The 19,792-nt window shown below is 63.1% G+C and carries 23 protein-coding genes and 1 tRNA gene; 10 read left to right on the forward strand and 14 right to left on the reverse strand.

What is annotated here, in order from left to right; translation table 11 throughout:
• Positions 1 to 825 carry a nucleoside triphosphate pyrophosphohydrolase gene (mazG, locus tag FJV77_RS04070; protein ID WP_142865587.1) on the reverse strand — a complete coding sequence of 275 codons (825 nt, stop codon included), beginning with the start codon at positions 823 to 825 and terminating at the stop codon, positions 1 to 3.
• 97 nt (positions 826 to 922) lie between these two features.
• Entirely contained in the window at positions 923 to 2,107 is a 1,185-nt protein-coding gene (locus FJV77_RS04075; RefSeq protein WP_142865588.1) for an amino acid aminotransferase, read from the reverse strand.
• Positions 2,108 to 2,297: 190 nt separating this feature from the next.
• Between FJV77_RS04075 and FJV77_RS04080 the strand changes: the two genes are divergently transcribed.
• Complete coding sequence (locus FJV77_RS04080) at positions 2,298 to 3,458, forward strand: TIGR03364 family FAD-dependent oxidoreductase (RefSeq protein ID WP_142865589.1); 1,161 nt, start codon at positions 2,298 to 2,300, stop codon at positions 3,456 to 3,458.
• Complete coding sequence (gene phnX, locus FJV77_RS04085; RefSeq protein WP_142865590.1) at positions 3,458 to 4,270, forward strand: phosphonoacetaldehyde hydrolase; 813 nt, start codon at positions 3,458 to 3,460, stop codon at positions 4,268 to 4,270. The genes FJV77_RS04080 and phnX overlap by 1 nt, the downstream gene beginning before the upstream one ends.
• A 61-nt stretch (positions 4,271 to 4,331) precedes the next feature.
• On the opposite strand, the gene FJV77_RS32770 is transcribed toward phnX, so the two are convergent.
• Positions 4,332 to 4,565, reverse strand: a complete 234-nt coding sequence (locus FJV77_RS32770; RefSeq protein ID WP_246691131.1) for a DUF3592 domain-containing protein — start codon at positions 4,563 to 4,565, stop codon at positions 4,332 to 4,334.
• Positions 4,562 to 4,768: a hypothetical protein gene (locus FJV77_RS32775; protein ID WP_246691132.1), complete on the reverse strand. Its 207-nt coding sequence runs from the start codon at positions 4,766 to 4,768 to the stop codon at positions 4,562 to 4,564. The genes FJV77_RS32770 and FJV77_RS32775 overlap by 4 nt, the downstream gene beginning before the upstream one ends.
• Positions 4,769 to 4,942: 174 nt before the next feature.
• On the opposite strand from FJV77_RS32775, the gene FJV77_RS04095 reads away from it, so the two are divergent.
• The 5 genes from FJV77_RS04095 (at position 4,943) to FJV77_RS04115 (ending at position 8,907) form a co-directional block, all read left to right on the forward strand.
• Complete coding sequence (locus FJV77_RS04095; RefSeq protein WP_185970184.1) at positions 4,943 to 5,464, forward strand: sigma-70 family RNA polymerase sigma factor; 522 nt, start codon at positions 4,943 to 4,945, stop codon at positions 5,462 to 5,464.
• Positions 5,461 to 6,237, forward strand: coding sequence for an anti-sigma factor (locus tag FJV77_RS04100; RefSeq protein ID WP_142865593.1), 777 nt, complete (start codon positions 5,461 to 5,463; stop codon positions 6,235 to 6,237). Before FJV77_RS04095 ends, FJV77_RS04100 begins: the two co-directional genes overlap by 4 nt.
• 24 nt (positions 6,238 to 6,261) lie before the next feature.
• The gene (locus tag FJV77_RS04105; RefSeq protein ID WP_142865594.1) at positions 6,262 to 6,978 is read left to right on the forward strand and encodes a Bax inhibitor-1/YccA family protein; all 717 of its coding nucleotides are present in this window, start codon (positions 6,262 to 6,264) and stop codon (positions 6,976 to 6,978) included.
• Positions 6,979 to 7,153: 175 nt separating this feature from the next.
• Positions 7,154 to 8,026, forward strand: coding sequence for an aldose 1-epimerase family protein (locus tag FJV77_RS04110; RefSeq protein ID WP_142865595.1), 873 nt, complete (start codon positions 7,154 to 7,156; stop codon positions 8,024 to 8,026).
• A gap of 110 nt (positions 8,027 to 8,136) precedes the next feature.
• Positions 8,137 to 8,907, forward strand: coding sequence for a DUF2066 domain-containing protein (locus tag FJV77_RS04115; RefSeq protein WP_185970185.1), 771 nt, complete (start codon positions 8,137 to 8,139; stop codon positions 8,905 to 8,907).
• 137 nt (positions 8,908 to 9,044) lie between these two features.
• On the opposite strand, the gene FJV77_RS04120 is transcribed toward FJV77_RS04115, so the two are convergent.
• The gene (locus FJV77_RS04120; RefSeq protein WP_142865597.1) at positions 9,045 to 9,416 is read right to left on the reverse strand and encodes a hypothetical protein; all 372 of its coding nucleotides are present in this window, start codon (positions 9,414 to 9,416) and stop codon (positions 9,045 to 9,047) included.
• Between the two features lie 147 nt (positions 9,417 to 9,563).
• On the opposite strand from FJV77_RS04120, the gene FJV77_RS04125 reads away from it, so the two are divergent.
• On the forward strand, positions 9,564 to 9,890 hold the full coding sequence (locus tag FJV77_RS04125) for a Rid family hydrolase (protein WP_142865598.1): 327 nt from the start codon (positions 9,564 to 9,566) through the stop codon (positions 9,888 to 9,890).
• Positions 9,871 to 10,632, forward strand: coding sequence for a GNAT family N-acetyltransferase (locus tag FJV77_RS04130; protein WP_142865599.1), 762 nt, complete (start codon positions 9,871 to 9,873; stop codon positions 10,630 to 10,632). Before FJV77_RS04125 ends, FJV77_RS04130 begins: the two co-directional genes overlap by 20 nt.
• 13 nt (positions 10,633 to 10,645) lie before the next feature.
• Here the strand turns inward: FJV77_RS04130 and FJV77_RS04135 are convergent, their stop codons facing one another.
• From FJV77_RS04135 to FJV77_RS04170, 9 genes are all read right to left on the reverse strand, one after another.
• Positions 10,646 to 11,464, reverse strand: coding sequence for an MBL fold metallo-hydrolase (locus FJV77_RS04135; RefSeq protein ID WP_142865600.1), 819 nt, complete (start codon positions 11,462 to 11,464; stop codon positions 10,646 to 10,648).
• Positions 11,465 to 11,467: 3 nt separating this feature from the next.
• Entirely contained in the window at positions 11,468 to 12,256 is a 789-nt protein-coding gene (locus FJV77_RS04140) for a TatD family hydrolase (RefSeq protein WP_142865601.1), read from the reverse strand.
• Complete coding sequence (metG, locus tag FJV77_RS04145; RefSeq protein ID WP_142865602.1) at positions 12,256 to 13,806, reverse strand: methionine--tRNA ligase; 1,551 nt, start codon at positions 13,804 to 13,806, stop codon at positions 12,256 to 12,258. The genes FJV77_RS04140 and metG overlap by 1 nt, the downstream gene beginning before the upstream one ends.
• A gap of 92 nt (positions 13,807 to 13,898) precedes the next feature.
• Entirely contained in the window at positions 13,899 to 14,954 is a 1,056-nt protein-coding gene (locus FJV77_RS04150; protein WP_142865603.1) for a DNA polymerase III subunit delta', read from the reverse strand.
• Complete coding sequence (gene tmk / locus FJV77_RS04155) at positions 14,951 to 15,625, reverse strand: dTMP kinase (RefSeq protein ID WP_185970196.1); 675 nt, start codon at positions 15,623 to 15,625, stop codon at positions 14,951 to 14,953. The genes FJV77_RS04150 and tmk overlap by 4 nt, the downstream gene beginning before the upstream one ends.
• 76 nt (positions 15,626 to 15,701) lie before the next feature.
• Complete coding sequence (locus FJV77_RS04160) at positions 15,702 to 16,868, reverse strand: D-alanyl-D-alanine carboxypeptidase family protein (RefSeq protein ID WP_185970186.1); 1,167 nt, start codon at positions 16,866 to 16,868, stop codon at positions 15,702 to 15,704.
• Between the two features lie 93 nt (positions 16,869 to 16,961).
• A complete protein-coding gene (locus FJV77_RS04165; RefSeq protein ID WP_142865605.1) occupies positions 16,962 to 18,167 on the reverse strand; it encodes a septal ring lytic transglycosylase RlpA family protein in 1,206 nt (401 codons plus the stop codon).
• 206 nt (positions 18,168 to 18,373) lie between these two features.
• Positions 18,374 to 18,466: a putative RiPP precursor gene (locus FJV77_RS32620; protein ID WP_210246357.1), complete on the reverse strand. Its 93-nt coding sequence runs from the start codon at positions 18,464 to 18,466 to the stop codon at positions 18,374 to 18,376.
• 143 nt (positions 18,467 to 18,609) lie between these two features.
• Positions 18,610 to 19,032: a hypothetical protein gene (locus tag FJV77_RS04170; protein WP_142865606.1), complete on the reverse strand. Its 423-nt coding sequence runs from the start codon at positions 19,030 to 19,032 to the stop codon at positions 18,610 to 18,612.
• 402 nt (positions 19,033 to 19,434) lie between these two features.
• Here FJV77_RS04170 and FJV77_RS04175 point away from each other — a divergent pair.
• Positions 19,435 to 19,524, forward strand: a tRNA-Ser gene (locus FJV77_RS04175).
• Positions 19,525 to 19,792 lie beyond the last annotated feature (268 nt).

Here is a 19,792-nt window from a genome sequence, read left to right on the forward strand (position 1 = left end):
TTACGTCTTGCCCTTGGCCTGCTGCCAGAGCGCTTCCATTTCGTCCAGCGTGGCTTTATCCAAGGTGGTTCCCGACGCCTGCAGCGCGCGCTCGACATAGTGGAAGCGCGAGCGGAATTTTTCGTTGGTGCTGCTGAGCGCCGCTTCCGAATCGAGCTTGAGGTGACGCCCGAGATTGACGACGGCAAACAGCATGTCGCCGAACTCGTCCTTGATCTCAGCCGTTTCGCCCTTGGCCAGCGCCTCGCGCAACTCGCCGATCTCTTCCTCGATCTTGTCGAGAATCGGCGCTGCCTCGCTCCAGTCGAAACCGACCCGGGCTGCCTTCTCCTGCAGTTTGAGGGCCCGGGTTAGGGCGGGCAGGGCGACTGGTACGCTGTCCAGAAAGCCCTTCCCATTGTCTTCCGGGTCGAGGCCACGGGAGAGGCGCGCGCTTCGCTTTTCGGCCTTCTCCTCAGCCTTGATCTTTTCCCACATGCCCTTGGCCATGCCGGCACTGCGCGCATCTTCGTCGCCGAAGACATGCGGATGGCGGCGGATCATCTTGGTGGTGATGGCCTCAACCACATCGCCGAAGGCGAAGTCGCCCGTCTCCTGCGCCATCTGCGCGTGGTAGACGACCTGGAGCAGGAGATCGCCGAGCTCGTCGCGCAGATCGTCGAGGTCGCCGCGCGCAATGGCGTCGGCGACCTCGTAAGCCTCCTCGATCGTATAGGGCGCGATGGTCGAGAAATCCTGCTCGATGTCCCAGGGACAGCCGGTCTTCGGCGCCCGGAGCGCTGCCATGATCTCGATCAGCCGGGAAATGTCTTTGGATGGCGTCATGCGGCGAATGCTATCCCGCTCCCCGTCGCTCGGCCAACGCTGTCAGCCGGTAGCCTAGCCTTGTCCACAGCCTAGCCTTGTCCACAGCCGAGCCGTATCAGTCGAGCACCGAGACAACCGCCTTGGCGAGATCGTCCATGCCGTCCTCGGGCAGGCCGGCGACGTTGATGCGGCTGTCGCCAACCATGTAGACGCCATACTCGGCCCGCAGCCGTTCGACCTGTGCCTCGGTGAGGCCGAGCCTTGAAAACATGCCGCGATGGCTGGCGATGAAATCGAAGCGGTCGGAATTGGATTGCCGGCGCAGCGCGTCGGCGAACTGGACGCGCAGCCTCAGCATGCGCAGCCGCATCTCCTCGAGTTCCGCCTCCCAATCGGCGCGAAGACCATCGTCTTCCAGCACCATGCGCACCGCGGCGGCGCCATGGTCCGGCGGCATCGAATACATGGCGCGCGCCGCCGCCAGCATCTGGCTCATCGCCACATCGGCCTCGGCACTGTTCCTGGCCAGGATCATCGCCGCGCCGACGCGGTCACGGTAGACGGCAAAATTCTTCGAGCAGCTCGAGGCAACAACCATTTCCGGCACCTTCGAGGCCAGCAGGCGCAGACCGGCGGCATCGGCATCGAGGCCCTCGCCAAAGCCCTGATAGGCAATGTCGACAAAGGGCAACAGTCCGCGCTCGACGACGAGATCGGTGACCTTGGCCCATTGCGCGGCGTCGAGATTGGCGCCGGTCGGGTTATGGCAGCAGCCATGCAGCAGCACGATATCGCCGGCCTCGGCAGTACCCAGCGCCGCCAGCATGGCGTCGAAGCGCACCGCGCCGGACGCCGCATCGAAGTAGGGATAGTCGCGCACCTTGAGGCCGGCGCCGCGCATCACCGGCGGGTGGTTCGGCCAGGTCGGATCCGACAGCCAGACGGTTGCGTCGGAGCGGGTCCGCTTCAAAAGCTCGGCCACCAGCCGTAGCGCGCCGGAGCCGCCCGGCGCCTGCGCCGCGCGAATGCGCGTCATGTCGGCTGCGGGGCCGAAGGCCAGCTTGACCATCGCCGTGTTGAAGCCGGTGTCGCCGGGAAGACCGAGATAGGTCTTGGTGTCCTGGCCCTGCAACAGCCGCTTCTCGGCCTCGCGCAAAGCGCGCATGACCGGTGTCTTGCCGTCGCGGTCCTTGTAGACGCCGACGCCGAGGTCGATCTTGCCGGGCCGCGGATCGGCGCGATAGAGGCCGATCAGGGCGATGATCTTGTCGGCGGGAGCAGGCTGCAGCGTTTCGAACATGGAGATCGGTTCCGGTGGCGGCGGATTGATACGCAAATCGGGCGGGCTTCGCCAGCGCTTTCATGTGCACCAGACGGAAAGCCGGGCGAGGACCATCGTCGCCGCCTGAATCGCGCCTACACGTTCCTGTCACATGGTCGTAGTTTGAATAGCTTGGCCGGAACAGCCGAGGCGCCGCGGCGAAAGGACAATGATGAGCCAGCAAGACAAATTCGATCTCGCCATTGTCGGCGCCGGCATTGTCGGTCTTGCGCATGCGCTCGCAGCCGTCCGCCGTGGCCTTTCCGTCGTCGTCGTCGACCGTGACGCGCAGGCCAATGGCGCCTCGGTGCGCAATTTCGGCTTCGTCACGGTGAGCGGCCAGGAACGCGGCCAGGTGTGGCGGCGCGCCATGCGCTCGCGCGACATCTGGCAGGAAGTGGCCGGGCCGGCCGGCATCGACATCATCCAGCGCGGCACGGTCGTCGTCGCGCGTCGTCCCGAGGCGCGCAGCGTCGTCGAAGCGTTCCTGCGGACCGAGATGGGCGAGGGGTGTTCGCTGCTCGAACCGGACGATTTGCGCCTCCAATACCCACAGCTTGCCGGGCAGGACTTTGCCGGCGCCCTGTGGAGTTCGCATGAGGTGCGCGTCGAGTCGCGCCAGGCGATCCCCCAGCTTGCCGCCTTCCTTGCCGAACGGCACGGCGTCCAATTTCGCCGCGAGACGGCAGTGCGCGCCATCGAGCCGCCAGCCATCGAGACCAGCCGCGGCACAGTTCGCGCGGACAAGGTGATTGTCTGCCCCGGCGACGATCTGGCAACGCTCTATCCCGAGCGTATTGCGCTCTACGGCGTCCGGCGCTGCAAATTGCAGATGATGCGCCTTGCCAATCCCGGCTTCCGGCTTCCATCTCCGGTGATGTCGGATCTCGGGCTTGCGCGCTATTCCGGCTTCGGCGCCCTGCCTGAAGCGACAGCCTTGCGCCGCCGGCTCGAGAGCGATCAGCGCCATGCGCTGGACAATGGCGTGCATCTGATCGTCGTGCAGAGCGCCGACGGCACTTTGGTGGTCGGCGATTCGCACCATTACGCAGCGACGCCCGACCCGTTCGCCTCGGAGCGGGTCGACGAAATCATCCTGGAGGAGTTCAGCGCCGTCTTCGGCGGCACGCCGCCGCGCGTGCTGGAACGCTGGACCGGCATCTATGCCTCGGCTGCCGACCACACGATGTTTGCCGACGCCCCGCAGGAGAATGTGCGCATGGTGATGATCACCAGCGGCACCGGCGCCTCGACGTCGTTCGCCATCGCCGAAGAGGTGATCGACGAACTCTTCGGTTCAACCACTGCAGACGCCAGAAAGATCGCCTGATGACCCCCCAGCACCTGCTTCGCGCCGTCGTTTTCGACTGGGCCGGAACCGTTGTCGATCATGGCTCACTGGCGCCGATGGGCGTCTTCGTCGAAGCGTTCCAGGAATTCGGCGTTGCCATCAGCATCGAGGAGGCGCGCGGACCGATGGGCATGGCCAAGCGCCCGCACATTGCCACGCTGATGGCGCTGCCGAGGATTTCGGCCGCCTGGGCCAAACAACATGGGCATGCGCCGACCGAGGCCGACATCGACGCCGTCTACGACGTCTTCGTGCCGAAGAACCGGGCGGTGGCGGCGCGCTTTTCCGATGTCATTCCCGGCGTTGCCGACGTGGTCGCGACGCTGCGGGCGCACGGCCTCAAGATCGGCTCGACCACCGGCTACACACGCGACATCATGGCCGAGATCCTGCCGGGGGCGGCCGCGCACGGTTTTGCTCCGGATTGCCTGGTCTGCACCGGCGACACGCCGGACGGCAGGCCGACGCCGTTCATGCTGTGGAAGGCGCTGACCGAACTCGGCGTCTACCCGCCATGGCTCAGCGTCAAGGTCGACGACACCGAGGTCGGTATTTCGGAAGGCGTCAATGCCGGCGCCTGGACGGTCGGAGTGTCGGTCACCGGCAACGTCTTCGGCCACACACTGGCGGAAACGCAGGCAATGGCGCCGGAAGTTTTCCGCACCAAGCGCGCCGAAGCCTCGGCCAGGCTCAGTGCCGCCGGCGCACACTATGTCGTAAACGGGGTTGCCGATCTGCTGCCGGTCATTGCCGCAATCGAGGGCAGGCTTCGGCGCGGCGAGCGACCCTGAGGGCGCCGCCAGAAGTCTTTTCATGCAGGATGGGTGACCGGAAACGTCACCAGGACAGCTATTAGCGCCCCGAATTCGTGGTGACCCGCCGCATAAGGCTCCGCCCAAGCACGGTGAGCACGATGCCGATCAGCAGGAAGAAGCCGCCGAGCAGGCCTGCCAACCCGGCAAGGAACCAGCGTCCGGCGAAGCTGTCGACGGAGGCATTTTGCGGATCGGTTGGATCGTAGGCGACAGGGACGCTGTCGCCATCGCCCCAAGACGAGCTGTGGACGGCATTGTTGAAGCGGATCACGGTGCCGTCGGCTGTCGAGAACTCGATAGGGGATTGTATTCGGCGGCGACAATCCTGCCGGTCGCCGAAGCGGTGCGGGGGCCTTGCATCTCGACGATGGCCAGCACGCCGGAAACGATCAGTCCGACAATGCCAAGGACCATGAAGACCCTGCCGACGATCGGCAGCGCCGCGGCACCCGTCACCCGATCCCCACCGACCATCTTTTGCTCCTTGAAAAGACGGGAAGGCTAAGCCGTCAGCATAAAGCAAACATCTGCCGTACGGGAGATGGGCGTTGCGAGGCCGGATTTTGGCACCCATGCGACCAACCAAAAGTTTTTGCGGCAATGGATTAAAGTTCGCGCCTGTTCCGTAAACAGGGCATGAAACGATCGATGCCACGCTTCGATATAGTTGGACAGCTGGGTTCGCTGCGGCGCTATGCACGTTCGCTGACGCGCGACGGCAGTGACGCCGAGGACCTGGTGCATGACGCGCTTGTGCGCGCCTATGAGCGGCGCGGCACGTTCCGTTCCGGCGGCAATCTGCGGGCATGGTTGCTGTCGATCGTCCACAACGCATTCATCGACAAGATGCGCTCGCGCCGTTCGGAAGCGGCGCGCGTCGAGCAGGCCGGCTATTTCACTGATGCCAGCACGCCGGCGCCGCAGGAACATTCCGTGCGCCTGGCGCAGGTGCGCGAGGCCTTTTTCAGCCTGCCGGAAGAGCAGCGTTCGGCACTGCATCTGGTCGCCATCGAGGGCCTTTCCTACCAGGAGGCTGCCAACGCCAGCGGGGTGCCACTGGGCACGCTGATATCGCGTATCGGCAGGGCGCGCGCGGCGCTGCGCTCGATGGAAAGCGCTGTCCCTTCGCCGGCCAAGAACCATCTGAGGATCGTGGGAGACCCGTCATGACCGATCTGTTGCGGGACCCGGTGACCGATACCGACCTCGACGCCTATGTCGACGACCAGCTGGATGTCGCGCGCCGCATCGAGGTCGAAGCGTTTCTGTCGGCTCGTCCGGAGGCAGCGGCGCGGGTGATGTCCGATTTGAGGACGCGCGACGAGTTGCGCCTCGCGCTGGCCGCTTCCACCGGGATGGCGCGGCCGGCGACGACTGAAGTTGCGCGCCGGCTGGGCAGGGGGCTGGCCAGTCGCCGCGTCTTCGCCGTGCTGCAACGAGCGGCCGCGGTTGCCGTCTTTGTCGGCGCCGGCTGGCTGGCGAACGGGCTGCTCGGGCCGCTGCTGGTGACCAAGGTGGTGGCTTCGCCGACGCCGCCCGCCTATGTCGAAGAAGCGATCCGGGCGCACAGGACGACGCTCATGCGCGAGGCGATGCCCTCGCAGCTCGAGGCGCCGAACTACAATGTCGATGAAATTCGCGCCGCGACCGCCATCGTCATGCCGTCGCTGCCGAAAGACTGGAAGATCCGCGACGTGCAGATCTATCCCTCGCGCTTCGGGCCGAGCGTCGAGGTGGCGCTGGAGGCGAAGGATATGGGGCTGGTCTCGCTGTTTGCGATCCGGCCGGGAACCTTCGACGTGGTCAAGCCGGCAATAGCGCCCTCGGGCGAAATTTCCTCGGCCTATTTCCAGATCGGCGAGGTCGCCTACGCGGTCGTCGCGCGCAGCGATGTCCATGACCTCGACCGTGCCGCCGAAACGCTCGCCAAAACGCTTTACTAGAGACCTCACATAAGGAGAACCCGCATGAACACCCCTGACCTTGGCTACCGCATGGGCGCTGGCGCCCGCGCCGGCGCCGTCTATGACGAGGGCCTGCGCAGTCACATGCTGCGCGTCTACAACTATATGGGAATCGGCCTGGTCGTCACCGGCCTCATCGCCTTCATGGTCGCCTCGACGCCGGCCCTCTACGTGCCGATCTTTTCCAGCCCGCTGAAATGGGTGGTGATGCTGGCGCCACTCGGCTTCGTGCTATTGTTCTCGTTCAAGATGCAGACGATGTCGGCGGCTAGCGCCCAGGCGATGTTCTGGGCCTTCTGTGCGGTCATGGGCCTGTCGCTGGCTTCGGTGTTCCTGGTCTTCACCGGCACCAGCATTGCGCGCACCTTCTTCATCACCGCCACCATGTTCGGCGCGACCAGCCTCTACGGCTACACAACCAAGCGCGACCTGACCCAGTTCTCGTCGTTCCTGATCATGGGTCTGATCGGCGTGGTGATTGCCAGCGTCGTCAACATCTTCCTCGGCTCGACCGCGCTGCAGTTCGCCATTTCGGTCATCGGTATCGCCGTGTTCGTCGGCCTGACCGCCTGGGACACGCAGACGATCAAGGAACAGTATGCCGAGAATTTCGACGCGGAATCGCAGCAGAAGCTCGCCGTCTTCGGCGCGCTGTCGCTCTACCTGAACTTCGTCAACATCTTCCAGCTGTTGCTGAATTTCACCGGCGAACGCGAGTAGGCCGGACCGTAGCAGGCATCATTTTCAAACTGTGGCCGGAGGGAAACCTCCGGCCATTTTTGTCTCTGGCGGTGTATGGGTTAGCCATCGCGGCAGAAGAGCTGCCTGCCTGCTCTTGAGTTCACAGGCGGCCCTTTGCTAGCCTGCTGCCGGATCAGCCAGCCGCGAGAAATTTATGGAACAGGTGACCCTTCACGGCGACGGCATCTCGGCGACCATTGTCGGGCAGGGGGCCGAACTGGTCTCTCTGCGCAACGCCGACGGGCTGGAGTTCTTGTGGCAGGCCGGACCGGAATGGCGCCGGCATTCGCCGGTGCTGTTTCCGATCGTCGGCCGGCTGAAGGGCGACCAGCTGCGCCATCGCGGCAAAGTCTATCCGCTGACGCAGCATGGATTTGCGCGCGACAAGCCGTTTGTGTGGGCGCAGACGAGCCCGCGATCCTGCACCCTGGTGCTGACCGACGATGCCGACACGCGCGCGCGCTATCCCTTCGCGTTTCGACTGGCCATCACCTACACGCTGGAGCCTCAACAGGTCGGCGTGTCATTCGAGATCACCAACACCGGCGACGAGACGCTGCCTGCATCGATCGGGGCACATCCGGCCTTCAACTGGCCGTTGCTGCCGGGCTTCGCCAAGACCGATTACCAGCTGACCTTTGCTGCTGACGAGCCGGCGCCGATCCGCCGGCTGAAGGATGGCCTGATGCTGGCAGCACCCCAGCCGACGCCCATCGAAGGCAAAACGCTGGCGCTCTCCGAACGTTTGTTCGACGCAGACGCCGTGATCCTAGACCGGCCAGCCAGCGCGAGCATGCATTATGCCGCCGCGCACGGTCCGGCGATCGAGGTGTCATGGCAGGGCTTCAAAGAGTTGGGTGTCTGGTCGAAGCCAGGCGGCGCGCCGTTCCTGTGCATCGAACCCTGGCACGGCCTTGCCAGCCCCGTCGATTTCGACGGCGACTTCGCCGAAAAGCCGGGAGTGATGCTGATCGCGCCCGGTGAAAAGCGTATGCTGAGCTATCAGGTAAGGCTGATATCCACCTGAACTGACGCAACGCCTCCAGCCGCTTGAATTTCCCTGAAATGACCGGGAATATGAGCCAACGGATGTTCCGGACCGTTCGGGAGGGTTAGCGGATGCCTGGATGCTTGAAGTTGGCGGCAGCTGTGCTCGCTGTGGTGTTTGCCTTTCCCGTCGCCGCCGCCGATATCGACCGCGCCGACCTCTACCGTGCGCAATCGGTGACCAGCGGCACCGGCGAGGAGAACCGTGCCTGGGGCCTGGCGCCGTGCCTTGAAGAAGTGCTGGTCAAGGTTTCCGGCGACCCGCGGCTGATTGGCGATCCGCGCGTTGAGGAGATGAGCCGGCACGCAGCCGACTACGCCACCGATATCGGCTACCGCGACCTGCTCAACAACCGCCCGCCGCATGACGAGCAGGGCACTCACGACCGGCCGCAATACATCACCGCCGATTTCGATCCGGACAAGATCGATGCCTTGTTGGCGTCGCTGGGACATAAGCCATGGCCGTTGCCACGGCCCGCAATCGTCGCGTTGCTCGACATAAAGCCGATGAAGGGCGACGACTTCACGCTTGTGCGCGACGGTGGCGGCGAGCTTGCAACCAATATGCGGGTTGCGTTGGCCGCCGCTGCGCTCCGTGCCGGCTTGCCGCTGGAGCTGCCCAAAGCGCAGGACGTCGTACTTGCCGACGTGACCCAAACCATGGGTGGTGATGTCCTGCTTGCCGGCACCCTCGCATGGCGCCAGGAGGCACTCGGTTGGGTCGGCGACTGGCGGCTCGCCTTCAAGGGCAAGGAGTATCGCTGGCAGGTGCGCGGCGTCAGCTTCGATGACGCGTTCCGCAATGCCGTGCGCGGAACCTTGCAGATCCTGTCGGGCAATGGGCAGCCGGAGACATAGTCATGCATAGTATCGGACGTTTCCTTGTGATGGCGATCGCTACCTGCCTTTCCATCGCCACTGCTGGCGCTGCCGAAGTCGCGCCTACCCAAGCATCGGACCATATGTGTATGCACAATCATTCGAGGCGACGGAATTCACTCTCTTTGTGCATGAATGTATGTTTCAAATTTTGCCCAGAAATCGCCGTCGAAGGTTGGATTTTCATCAAGTTTGAGAAGCCGCGCCATTGCTTCGCACTCGTTGAGATTTAGCGCTATCGGCGGTCTTTTTGACTTGAAAAGATCGATGAACAAGCCCTCAAAAGCCATCTCAAATTCTCGCGCATCCAAAAAGTGCGCTACTGCACGATCCGTCTCCGTCCCAAGGTTCGCCTGTTTGAGTGTCGTGCGTATGAAATGATCGATCGATTCGAACTGTTCCAGATTGTCAATATAGCTTTCTGTCGATGGCGAGCTATTCTCCGTCATAAAAGGTGTCGATCCCACTGTACCATCGCCGTCGTTCAATTAGAGCTCCTACCGCGAGGATTATAGCTCGTAGATTCGTAGATAGAACCTCGCACCTGCAAACCCGCCAGTTCCCGACACCCACAACAAGAGGCGTATGCGACGACGCTCGAATGCATAAATCCCAGGGATCTGCCGATCCCTGAAATGTACACCCAGGTCGTCATCGCGACAGGAAGCAAGATGGCGTTCGTCTCGGGCCAGCAGTCGGAAGATATAGACGGCAAGCTGGTCGGCCTCGGTGATTTCGCGGCCCAGGCGCGCCTGACATTTGGCAATCTTGGGCGCGCGCTTGCTGCTGCCGGCGCCAGGCCGGAGGACATCAGAAAGTCGCATAAGATAGATTATGGAACTTGTGCGTTAGGTTTCTGCCGGAAATTGCTGCTGATTTTCATGGGCTTGGCACGATCGATGCGTGTTGCCTTGAGCGAACAGCCAACGCTACGCTATGTCGATGACGACAGCAAAGCGTGAGATCGAAGCGGCGATCGAAGTGTTCGTGCATGGCTTCAGCACCGACAAGAGCCGCACCTTTCCTTACGAGGCCAGCCGCGTCGGGCCTTTGTGGCTGATGCGCGATGCCGAGCGCAAGAATGCACGCTACTATCGCGGCGAAGAATGGGTCGTCCATGATGTCACTGCCGAGGAAGCCGATGCGATCGTGCGGCAGCATGCGCGGCCGGGCTTTGCTGTTTCCGTCGTGATCGCGAACGACGACCCGGATCAGCCGGTGCGAACCGCCTACAAGGCCCTCGGCTATCGGCTGCTGCGAACGGAAGGTTTCTTCGTCCAGCCATTGCGCCAGATCCCGGATGCGCCAGCCACAGTCTCGATCGAGCGCGTGCAGACAGTCGAACGGGCGGCGCAGCTGGCAAAGGTCGTGCGCAGGCGGCCGATCGCGGCCGATCTGCTCGGCGACAGCGCGCCGTTCCGCCAGTATGTGGCGCTCGATGGCGACGCTATCGTCGGGCGTGTGCGCAGCATAGACGCCGTCGGCGCCACATGGTGCGCTGCCATGTATGTAGAGCCTTCGCACAGGCGTCGCGGCATCGGCCAGGCATTGATGTCCACAATGCTGCAGGACGACCGGGCTCGTGGGGCGCGATGCTCGATGCTGTTGGCGACGCATGCCGGAGCGCTGCTTTATCCCCGCATGGGCTATGAACGAATTGGAACGCTGCTGATCTTCGGACCAAAGAGCCGAACGCCCTTATGAAAAGCTGTTCGCATCATGCTGATTCATAAGGGATTTCGATTGCCATGCCATCATAGGCCGGGGTGACGTTGGCCGGCACCTCGGCCTCGACCGTGGCATAGTCGAGCGGCACGTGCATATGCGTCAGCACAGCCTGTTTCGGCGCCAGTTTTTCGATCCAGCCGAGCGCCTGGCCGAGCGACAAATGGCTGGGATGGGTGTTGTGCTGCAAGGCGTCGATGACCAGCATTTCCAGGCCGCGCAGCCGCTCGGCGGTGGCGTCGGGGAAGTCGCTGACATCAGGGCAATAGGCGAGCCTGCCAATGCGGAAGCCGAGCGAAATGATGTCGCCATGGAACTGCGGCAGCGGCTCAAGGGTGAGGGCACCGCCCTCGCCTTCAATCGTCACGGGCTTGGCGTGATCGATGATATGCGGCCTGACGATCGGCGGATAAGAGCTGCCCAGCGGCGTCTCGAAGCAATAGCTGAACGCTTCGCGCAGCCTAAGCATCGTCGGCTGGTCGGCGTGGACATCGATCAGATGGCGCTGTTCGAGCACGTAGCCGCGCAGATCGTCGATGCCGTGGATATGGTCGGCGTGCGGATGCGTGTAGACGACGGCGTCGATGCGCTTGACCGCCGCCATCAGCATCTGCTCGCGAAAATCAGGCCCGGTATCGATGACGACCGTGGTTCTGGAGCCGTTGGCTGCAATCCGCTCGACCAGTGCCGCTGAGCGTGTGCGTCGGTTCTTCGGATTGGCCGGGTCGCAATTGCCCCAGTCGCCGGTGATGCGCGGCGTGCCGGGCGACGAGCCGCAGCCGAGAATTGTAAGGCGCAGCCGGCTGCTCACGCGTCAGAGCCCGGAAGGCCGCGGCATCTTGCCGAACAGCCGGAAGAAATTCGCCGTCGTCAGCGTCGCGATCTCGGCCTCGTCAACGCCGACCGTTTCGGCCAGCACCTTGGCGGTATGTGCGACGTAAGCGGGCTCGTTGCGCCTGCCGCGAAACGGCACCGGCGCGAGATAGGGCGCGTCGGTTTCGACCAGCAGCCGGTCGTGCGGCACATCGGCTGCGATGGCGCGCAATTCGGCTGAGTTCTTAAAGGTCAGTATGCCCGAGAACGACACATAGCCGCCGAGCTTCACGCCGACTTCGGCCAGCCGGCGCCCGGAGGAAAAACAATGCAGGATGAAGGGGAAGGCGCCCTTCCCTGTTTCGTCCTCCAGGATGGCAGCCATGTCGTCATCGGCGTCGCGCGAATGGATGACCAGCGGCAGGCCGGTCTCGCGCGCGGCTGATATGTGGGTGCGGAATCCCTGCGCTTGAGCATCGCGCGGCGCCTTGTCGTAGAAATAGTCGAGCCCGGCCTCACCGATCGCCACCACTTTGGGATGCGCGGACAGGCGCACAAGCTCCTCGGCCGTCACATCCAGCTCTTCGCCGGCATTGTGCGGATGGGTGCCGACCGAGCAGTAGACCTCGTCGAAATTCTCTGCGATCTCAAGCACTTGCTGAAACCGCTTCACGCGCGTCGAGATCGTCACCATGCGACCTATACCGGCGGCCTTGGCGCGGGCGACGATGGCCGCCCGCTCCTCGGCGAAGTCCGGAAAATCGAGATGGCAATGGCTGTCGACGAGCATCAGGCGCTCGCCTCCGACTTTTCGACATAACGCGGAAACACGCCCTCCGGCACGGGCAATGGCGTGCCCGGCACCAGCGCGTGGTCGGCATGGACATGCGCGAACTGGCGCGTGTCCGCCGGCACCGCCAGCAGGTCGAGCAGCTTCGTTGCCGACCCCGGAATGTAGGGCTGGCACAGCAACGCCACGCGACGCACCAGCTCGGCTGTCGTCCACAGCACCGTTTCCATGCGCGTCGGATCGGTCTTCTTCAGCGCCCAGGGTGCCTGCGAGGCGAAGTAGCGGTCGGCCTCCGCCACCACACTGAAGATCGCCGCCAGTGCCAAATGGATGCCTTGCTCGGCCATCGCCTTGCGCGCCGTGCCCAGCGCTTCCACTGCCTGGTCGAGGATCGCGCTGTCGGCCTCGGTCAGATCACCCCGCTGCGGCACCACGCCGCCGCAGTTCTTGGCGATCATCGACAGCGAACGCTGCGCCAGATTGCCGAGACCATTGGCGAGATCGGCATTGGTGCGGTTGACGATCGCTTCATGGCTGTAGCTGCCGTCCTGGCCGAACGGAACCTCGCGCAGGAAGAAATAGCGCATCTGGTCGAGGCCGTAATGCTCGACCATGGTGAAGGGGTCGACAACATTGCCGACCGACTTCGACATCTTCTCGCCGCGGTTGAACAGGAAGCCATGCGCGAATACGCGCTTTGGCAGCGGGATACCAGCCGACATCAGGAAGGCCGGCCAGTAGACAGCATGAAAGCGCACGATGTCCTTGCCGATGATGTGCGTGGCCGGCCAGTAGCGCCATTGGTCGGCCTTTGTGTCGGGATAGCCAGCGGCGGTGATATAGTTGGTCAAGGCATCGACCCAGACATACATCACGTGCTTGTCATCGCCGGGCACCGGCACGCCCCAATTGAAGGTCGTGCGCGAGACCGAGATATCCTTGAGGCCGGACCTGACAAAGCTCATCACCTCATTTCGGCGCTCGGCCGGACCGATGAAATCGGGCTGGTTTTCGTACAGCGCAAGCAGTTTGTCCTGATAGGCGGAAAGCCGGAAGAAATAACTTTCCTCCTCGTTCCACTCGACTGGCGAGCCAAGCGGCTCGCGCCGCACACCGTCGTCGCCGAGCGTGGTTTCGCTCTCTTCGAAATAGGCTTCCTGGCGGACCGAATACCAGCCGCTATAGCGGTCGAGATAGATATCGCCATTGGCGGCCATCGCCTTCCAGATCGCCTGGCAGGACGCGTAGTGGCGCGGTTCCGTCGTACGGATGTAGTCATCATTCGAGCCACCCATTGCCTCGGTCATCGAACGGAAGATCGCTGAATTGCGGTCGGCCAGCGCCAGAGGCGTGATGCCATCCTTCTCGGCTGTCTGCTGCATCTTGAGGCCGTGTTCGTCGGTACCGGTAAGGAAAAATACATCCTTGCCGTCGAGACGCTGGAAGCGAGCCAGCGCGTCGGTCGCGATAACGGTATAGGCGTGGCCGATATGAGGCTTGCCGTTCGGATAGAAAATCGGTGTCGTGATGTAGAATGTGTCGCGTGACATGAATGAACCGTCATGAATGTCCGAATTGAATGTGAGGCGGTGGATATCGCATCGAGACGGCGATTGCCATCCCGACCCGAAGCCGGATCCGGTCACATTCGCATTGCGGAATTCAGGCGGTCGATCATGGTCAAGGCGTGCTGCTTCTTGTCGAGATTGTAGGTATCTGTCTCAGATATAGCGTTCAACGCCTCGTGCCAAGTGTCGGACAGGGTTTTCGCCCGCTGGAGATCACCGGCGAGTGCCGCTTCGCTGGCCCCCGCCGAGAGCAAATCCAGCGCACGACGGTTGAAGATGTCGAACTGGATGGCCTGGTCGCGGCCGGCGACAGCCTCGGCAAGGCGATAGGCGCCGGCGACGTCGCTCTTGCCTGCGGTCACCAGCGCGTCGAGCGTCCCGGCAATCTCCAGCCCGCCATATTGCGTCAGAAGGATCGCGTTGCGGGCGCTGCCCCCTGCCCGCTCAGCCAGTGCCGTGCGCGCCGCCGGATCGGCTGGCGGCGGCGGCTCCACAGTTTCCAGAACGCTCATAAGGCTGCCGGCATCGAGCGGCGCCAACCGCACCACCTGGCAGCGCGAGCGGATCGTCGGCAACAGGCTGCCCGGCGCATGGACAATGAGGATGAACAAAGTGCGCGCCGGCGGCTCCTCGAGATTTTTCAGCAGGGCATTGGCGGCGTTGGTGTTCATGTCGTCGGCCGGATCGACGATCACCACCCGGTAGCTGCCATCATGCGAGGTCAGCGACAGGAAGCGGTTGACCTTACGGATTTCATCGACGGTGACGACCGTCTTGAAGCTCTTGGTCTTGTCGTTCAGCGGCCGCGTCAGATGCAGCACGCCGGGATGCGCCCCGGTGGCGATCTGGCGAAACAGCGATGAGGCCGGGTCGGGAACGGCAAATATTTCTGGCGCCGTTTCGAAGGCCGGATACTTCAACAGATGATGCGCAAGGTGAAAGGCAAGCGTTGCCTTGCCGATGCCGACCGGTCCCGCAAAGATCAGAGCATGCGGCAGTTTTCCCGAGCGATAGGCGGCAGCGAGCATCGCGGCCGCCTGCTCATGGCCGACCAGGCGCAGCGTTTCGGACGGCTCCGGCACGCCGTCCAGCGTGTCGTGCTGTTCGGGAGCAATGCGTTCGAAGATCATGCCGGCGCCGCCTGTCTGCTGCGCGCGGGCGCCCTCGCCTCAAGTGCTGCGAACACGGCCGCGGTGATGACGTCCTCCACCGTATCGGGAGGCGCCGACGCGTCGATGACGATGCAGCGCTCCGGCTCGGCGGCGGCAATCGCCAGGAAGGCGTCGCGGCGGCGCTGGTGGATGTCCAGCGTCTCCTTTTCGAAGCGGTCAGGACCGTCGCCGGCGCCACGCCGCGCGGTGGCGCGCCGCAAGCCTTCGGCGGGGTCGATGTCGAGGATCAGCGTCATATCAGGCACCATGCCGTTGATGGCGACCTCTTCCAGCGCCTCCATGAAGGCCGGATCGAGGCCCCCGGTGACGCCCTGGTAGACGCGGGACGAGTCCAGGAAGCGGTCGCACAGCACGATGGAGCCGCGCTCGACCGCCGGCCGGATGACCTGCTCGACATGGTCGGAACGCGCGGCGGCGAACAGCAGCGCCTCCATCTTCGGCCCGAATGGCTCGGCGGCGCCGGACAGCAGGACATGCCTGACCGCCTCGGCGCCGGGTGATCCCCCGGGCTCGCGGGTGACGAGAACATCATATTTCTTGGCGCGCATCTTCCTGGCCAGCCGATCGATCTGCGTCGACTTGCCGGCGCCCTCGCCGCCTTCGAAGGTGATGAAAAATCCGCGCGCCAACCGAAAGGCCTTTGTCCTGTTTTGCGCTGACGTCATAGTCCGGACCTTATCAAAGGTCCACGATTCTAACGCTGCTTTAACGCAACCAGCCGACGGCCAGTTCCTTGGCGGCATCGAACGCGCGTTGCGGCAGCGTGCCGACGCCGACCGATTCGGCGGCGAAAAGCGGTGTCTCCTGGCTCAGCGTGTCGCCGATCCAGACGCGCAGCGTACCGACGGGCTGGCCCTCCTCCACCGGCGCCGACACTGGCCCCTGATAGACAATCTTGGCGGTCAGCTTGTCGCGGTTGGCGATCGGCAGCAGAACGTTGATCGGCGCCTTTGCCTTCAGTGCCACGCCGGATTTGGCGCCGCCGAACACCTGGGCCTCGCCGACCACTTCATCGCTGGCGAAAATCTCGGTCTTCTCGAAAGAACGGACACCCCATTCGAGCAGCTTTCGCGCTTCCTCGGCGCGCTCGCGATCGTTCGCCAATCCGCTCATCGCAGCGATCACCCGCGTCCCGTCATGGCTGACCGAGCCGACGATGCCGAAACCGCCCGCCTCGCTTGCCCCGACCGCCAGCCCGTCGGCGCCGATGCCCATGGCCAGCAACGGGTTGCGATTCCTTTGCGAGATCTTGTTCCAGGTGAAATCGGCCCGGCCATAGTAGAGGTAGAGCTCGGGGTATTCGCGCCACAGATGCAGGCCGAGCTGCGCCAGTTCGCGCACTGTCGTCTGCTGTCCGTCGGCCGGCAGGCCGGTCGAATTGACGAATGTCGATTTCGCCAGCCCGATCTGGCGGGCGCGATCGTTCATCTGTGCGGCGAAATTTTCTTCGGAGCCCGCCATACCCTCGGCCAGCACCATGCAGCCGTCATTGGCGGCCTGTATGGTGACGCCCTGGATCAGGTCCTCGACCCGGACCGCTGATTTGAGCTTGGCGAACATGGTCGACGTTCCCGACGGGGCGCCGCCCTTGCGCCAGGCATTCTCCGAGACCACGAAAGTGTCGTCGAGGGTCATGCGCTTCGACTTGATGGCGTTGAAGACCATCTCCATGGTCATCAGCTTGGCCATCGAGGCCGGCGGGATCGGTTGGTCGGCGTCCTTGGAAAACAGCACCGTGCCGGTTTCGGCGTCGATCATGAAAGCCTGCGTGGCCTTGGTCTCAAAAAGCTGCGCGTTGGCCGGAACCAGCGCGGCGAACAAAAGGCCAAGACCCAAAAGCCCGGCAAAAGGGTGGACAAGGCGAAATCGCATGAGAGGCTCGACCCATTGGCCTGCAGGAAACGTGCTGCAAAGCTATCAGGCTTCTTCCCGGCGGATCAACCGCGCAATGGCAAAGCTTGTTGATCAGTCGCGCACAGCCAGCGCATCCGGCGCGCCATGCGACCATGCCGCGCGCAGGAGGTCGTCGACATTGCCGTGGCCATCCGGATAGACATTGACCGCGTACCAGTCATTGCCGTCGAGGTCGGTGCTCTGGATTTCGGTCCTGCCGAAGGGTTTGAGGGCTTCAGCCACCCGCCTCGCCTCGGCGGCATCGTCGAAGGAGCCGGCGGCGACATAATCGGAAGTTGCCGGTGCGGCCTGTGGATTGGATTTTTTCCACGATTGCAGAATGTCGGCCGGCGACATGCCCTGGTGGTCCAGTGCGGCAAAGACGTCGGTGCGCTGCACGCGTTCATCCGCATAGGACAGCGAGGCCACAGCAAAAGGTGGCTCAGGCCGCTGAGGCACGATCGGTCCGAATTCGGGCAGCGTGATGTCGCCGAAAGCCGGCGCCTGCACCGACATTACGGGCTGCGCCTCGGTGCCGGAATTGGTCAGTTGGCCGGGGAACGGCACAGCGGCGGCGCCGACCGGCAGGCTTGGCGAAGGTCCGTTCATGGCAACCATGACGCCGGTCGGCAAACCATCCGACGGGTCCGGTATGCGGCTGCCAGGATGGTAGGAAGCCATCAGATACTGGTCATCGTCGCCATCGAGCGGCGCGCGGCCGACATATTCGACCTTGACCTTGGCGGTGCCGACCTTGGCGTAGTCGAGCATCTGCGCGGCACGCTCCGAGACGTCGATAATGCGGCCTTCATGGTACGGGCCGCGGTCGTTCACGCGCACGATAACCGAGCTGCCGGTTTCGAGGTTGGTGACGCGGGCGTAGCTCGGCAGCGGCATGGTCGGATGCGCCGCCGTCAGATGCGTCATGTCATAGACTTCGCCATTGGCGGTGAGACGACCGTGGAAGGCGTCGCCGTACCAGGAGGCCAGACCGACCTTGGCGTAGCGCTTGTCTTCCTTGGGGTAATACCACTTGCCGCGCACCTGATAGGGCCTGCCCAGCTGGTCACGGCCGCCGCCGCGCCGCATGTATTGCACGCGCGGGCTGGCCTTCACGCCATATTCGGTCTCGGCAAAATATTCCTTCGAGCGTGGCTTTCGGGTGTCGACCATGGCCTTCGGCTGCGGCGACGCGCAGGCCGCCAGCAACGCAGCCGAAAGAGCGCACAAGACCAAAGCAGGAGCGCGACGAAGACGCCGATGCGTCGTGGTCTGCATGTTTTCAGATGTCCCCTACCGTGTCGACACAGGCACCGTTTTTAGAATTTCGGCGGAGCCAGAGCAGCAATGCCTGCGACGCGCCAATCCCCATCCCCTTGTGCGCAGGAATTGCTTATCAGCGTATTAACCGATTGTGTCCGGAACCGGGCAGGATTGTGGCGGCGCACTGGCGGCTGCACCGAGGCCTGTCGACGTCAGACCTATCATTGCGGCTCGACGGACGAGACTTCCTGCGCAGTCACTCGCGAAAGCTTCTGGCGCTTTACCAGGATCGGCTTCTCATAGGTCTTCTTCATCGTTTCCCCCGTTTGCTATTATTTTAGGAAACACAGATTGGCCGGTGTCTGGCGGTATTGTCAATGTTCGGGGCAGGCCGGCGGGATCGCCCGCAACAAGCCCCCGGCCAGGACTCGATTGCCCCGACCGGGAGAAGTATGGGCTAGACAGGTATCAAAACGGCGATGCGATGTATGCCGACCACCTTGCTTGTATTGGTCGCCTCGTCGATCTTGCCCTTGGAGCACGTGTATATGCCGCCTTCCTCGAGCTTGAATTCCTTGTCCGCTTTCTTGATCGTGAATGCACCTGCGGTGATCGTGCAGACCATGTCGTTGTCCATCATCGTTGCGGGAGCGTGTGCCCCGGGCTGAAACACGACGTCGACGATTGAAATGCTCTTGTAGGCAGGAATGTCGGAGTTTCCTGTGCCGACCTCAACGACTCTGACGCCTGGGGCAATCTCCTTGCCCTCGTTCGGGCCATATTTCTTGGTCTTCGCAGACGCTACCAGGGTGAACAGAGGCGTTACCGCAGCGGCCGTAACACCGAGCGCAATTGCAGACCTGCGATTCATGGTTTTCATCGCGTCCTCCCATATGTCGGTCACGCTTGAATGTGCGGGACGCCTCGTATTTTAGCAGATATGCATGTACTTGGCGCTGGCTATTTGTCACCCACCGTGCGCGCGCAGCATGAAGCGAGCCTGAGCCGCACGAACCGATCGGGCTTGATAACCTGCCACTTCTGACCACGACGGATACACGCCCCGTGCCGGCCATGCCGATCCGTCGGTCACCCCGAACATTTTGCGCACCCGCCCGCAGGACAGCAGGAAGGTGCCGCAGCGGTGGTTGACGCGGCCCTCAATGCCGCTTTACAGGAATGAAGCGCGAACCGGTCGGGAACGCCTTCGGTGCCAAATCCGGTGCCAACCGCTCAAAATCGGCCGATAGCGATGATCCTAAGTGATTTGAAAAATCACGACGGAGGGATGGCCGAGCGGTTTAAGGCACCGGTCTTGAAAACCGGCGTGGGTGCAAGCCCACCGTGGGTTCGAATCCCACTCCCTCCGCCAAGTTTCAAATTTATCCCTTAAAGAACAGCCACTTAATAGTGTCTCTATTCTAGACCTGCCATTAGACCCACCATTAATTTGACAGTGGTATGTCAGTTCTGAACGACGCCTGTGACCATCTTTGGTTTTGGGTGATGCAGTTCGAGCGAGCAGGTCCCGTGCCAGCTACTCGCCCGGCCTGCCCGGTTAATCGCACACCCCTCCCGCGGTTTATATCTGAAGAGGCCCAGGTCTCGGTTGTTGGCCTTGATCCTGCACAATATATGCA

The organism is Mesorhizobium sp. WSM4306, assembly GCF_007003975.1.
In the GTDB taxonomy this organism is placed as follows: domain Bacteria; phylum Pseudomonadota; class Alphaproteobacteria; order Rhizobiales; family Rhizobiaceae; genus Mesorhizobium.

Coding starts and splice junctions, on each gene's coding strand:
- mazG (WP_142865587.1), bottom strand. CDS start 825: ATGACGCCATCCAAAGACATTTCCCGGCTGATCGAGATCATGGCAGCG.
- FJV77_RS04075 (WP_142865588.1), bottom strand. CDS start 2,107: ATGTTCGAAACGCTGCAGCCTGCTCCCGCCGACAAGATCATCGCCCTG.
- FJV77_RS04080 (WP_142865589.1), top strand. CDS start 2,298: ATGATGAGCCAGCAAGACAAATTCGATCTCGCCATTGTCGGCGCCGGC.
- phnX (WP_142865590.1), top strand. CDS start 3,458: ATGACCCCCCAGCACCTGCTTCGCGCCGTCGTTTTCGACTGGGCCGGA.
- FJV77_RS32775 (WP_246691132.1), bottom strand. CDS start 4,768: ATGGTCGGTGGGGATCGGGTGACGGGTGCCGCGGCGCTGCCGATCGTC.
- FJV77_RS04095 (WP_185970184.1), top strand. CDS start 4,943: ATGCCACGCTTCGATATAGTTGGACAGCTGGGTTCGCTGCGGCGCTAT.
- FJV77_RS04100 (WP_142865593.1), top strand. CDS start 5,461: ATGACCGATCTGTTGCGGGACCCGGTGACCGATACCGACCTCGACGCC.
- FJV77_RS04105 (WP_142865594.1), top strand. CDS start 6,262: ATGAACACCCCTGACCTTGGCTACCGCATGGGCGCTGGCGCCCGCGCC.
- FJV77_RS04110 (WP_142865595.1), top strand. CDS start 7,154: ATGGAACAGGTGACCCTTCACGGCGACGGCATCTCGGCGACCATTGTC.
- FJV77_RS04125 (WP_142865598.1), top strand. CDS start 9,564: ATGTACACCCAGGTCGTCATCGCGACAGGAAGCAAGATGGCGTTCGTC.
- FJV77_RS04130 (WP_142865599.1), top strand. CDS start 9,871: ATGACGACAGCAAAGCGTGAGATCGAAGCGGCGATCGAAGTGTTCGTG.
- FJV77_RS04140 (WP_142865601.1), bottom strand. CDS start 12,256: ATGCTCGTCGACAGCCATTGCCATCTCGATTTTCCGGACTTCGCCGAG.
- metG (WP_142865602.1), bottom strand. CDS start 13,806: ATGTCACGCGACACATTCTACATCACGACACCGATTTTCTATCCGAAC.
- FJV77_RS04150 (WP_142865603.1), bottom strand. CDS start 14,954: ATGATCTTCGAACGCATTGCTCCCGAACAGCACGACACGCTGGACGGC.
- FJV77_RS04160 (WP_185970186.1), bottom strand. CDS start 16,868: ATGCGATTTCGCCTTGTCCACCCTTTTGCCGGGCTTTTGGGTCTTGGC.
- FJV77_RS04165 (WP_142865605.1), bottom strand. CDS start 18,167: ATGCAGACCACGACGCATCGGCGTCTTCGTCGCGCTCCTGCTTTGGTC.
- FJV77_RS32620 (WP_210246357.1), bottom strand. CDS start 18,466: ATGAAGAAGACCTATGAGAAGCCGATCCTGGTAAAGCGCCAGAAGCTT.
- FJV77_RS04170 (WP_142865606.1), bottom strand. CDS start 19,032: ATGAAAACCATGAATCGCAGGTCTGCAATTGCGCTCGGTGTTACGGCC.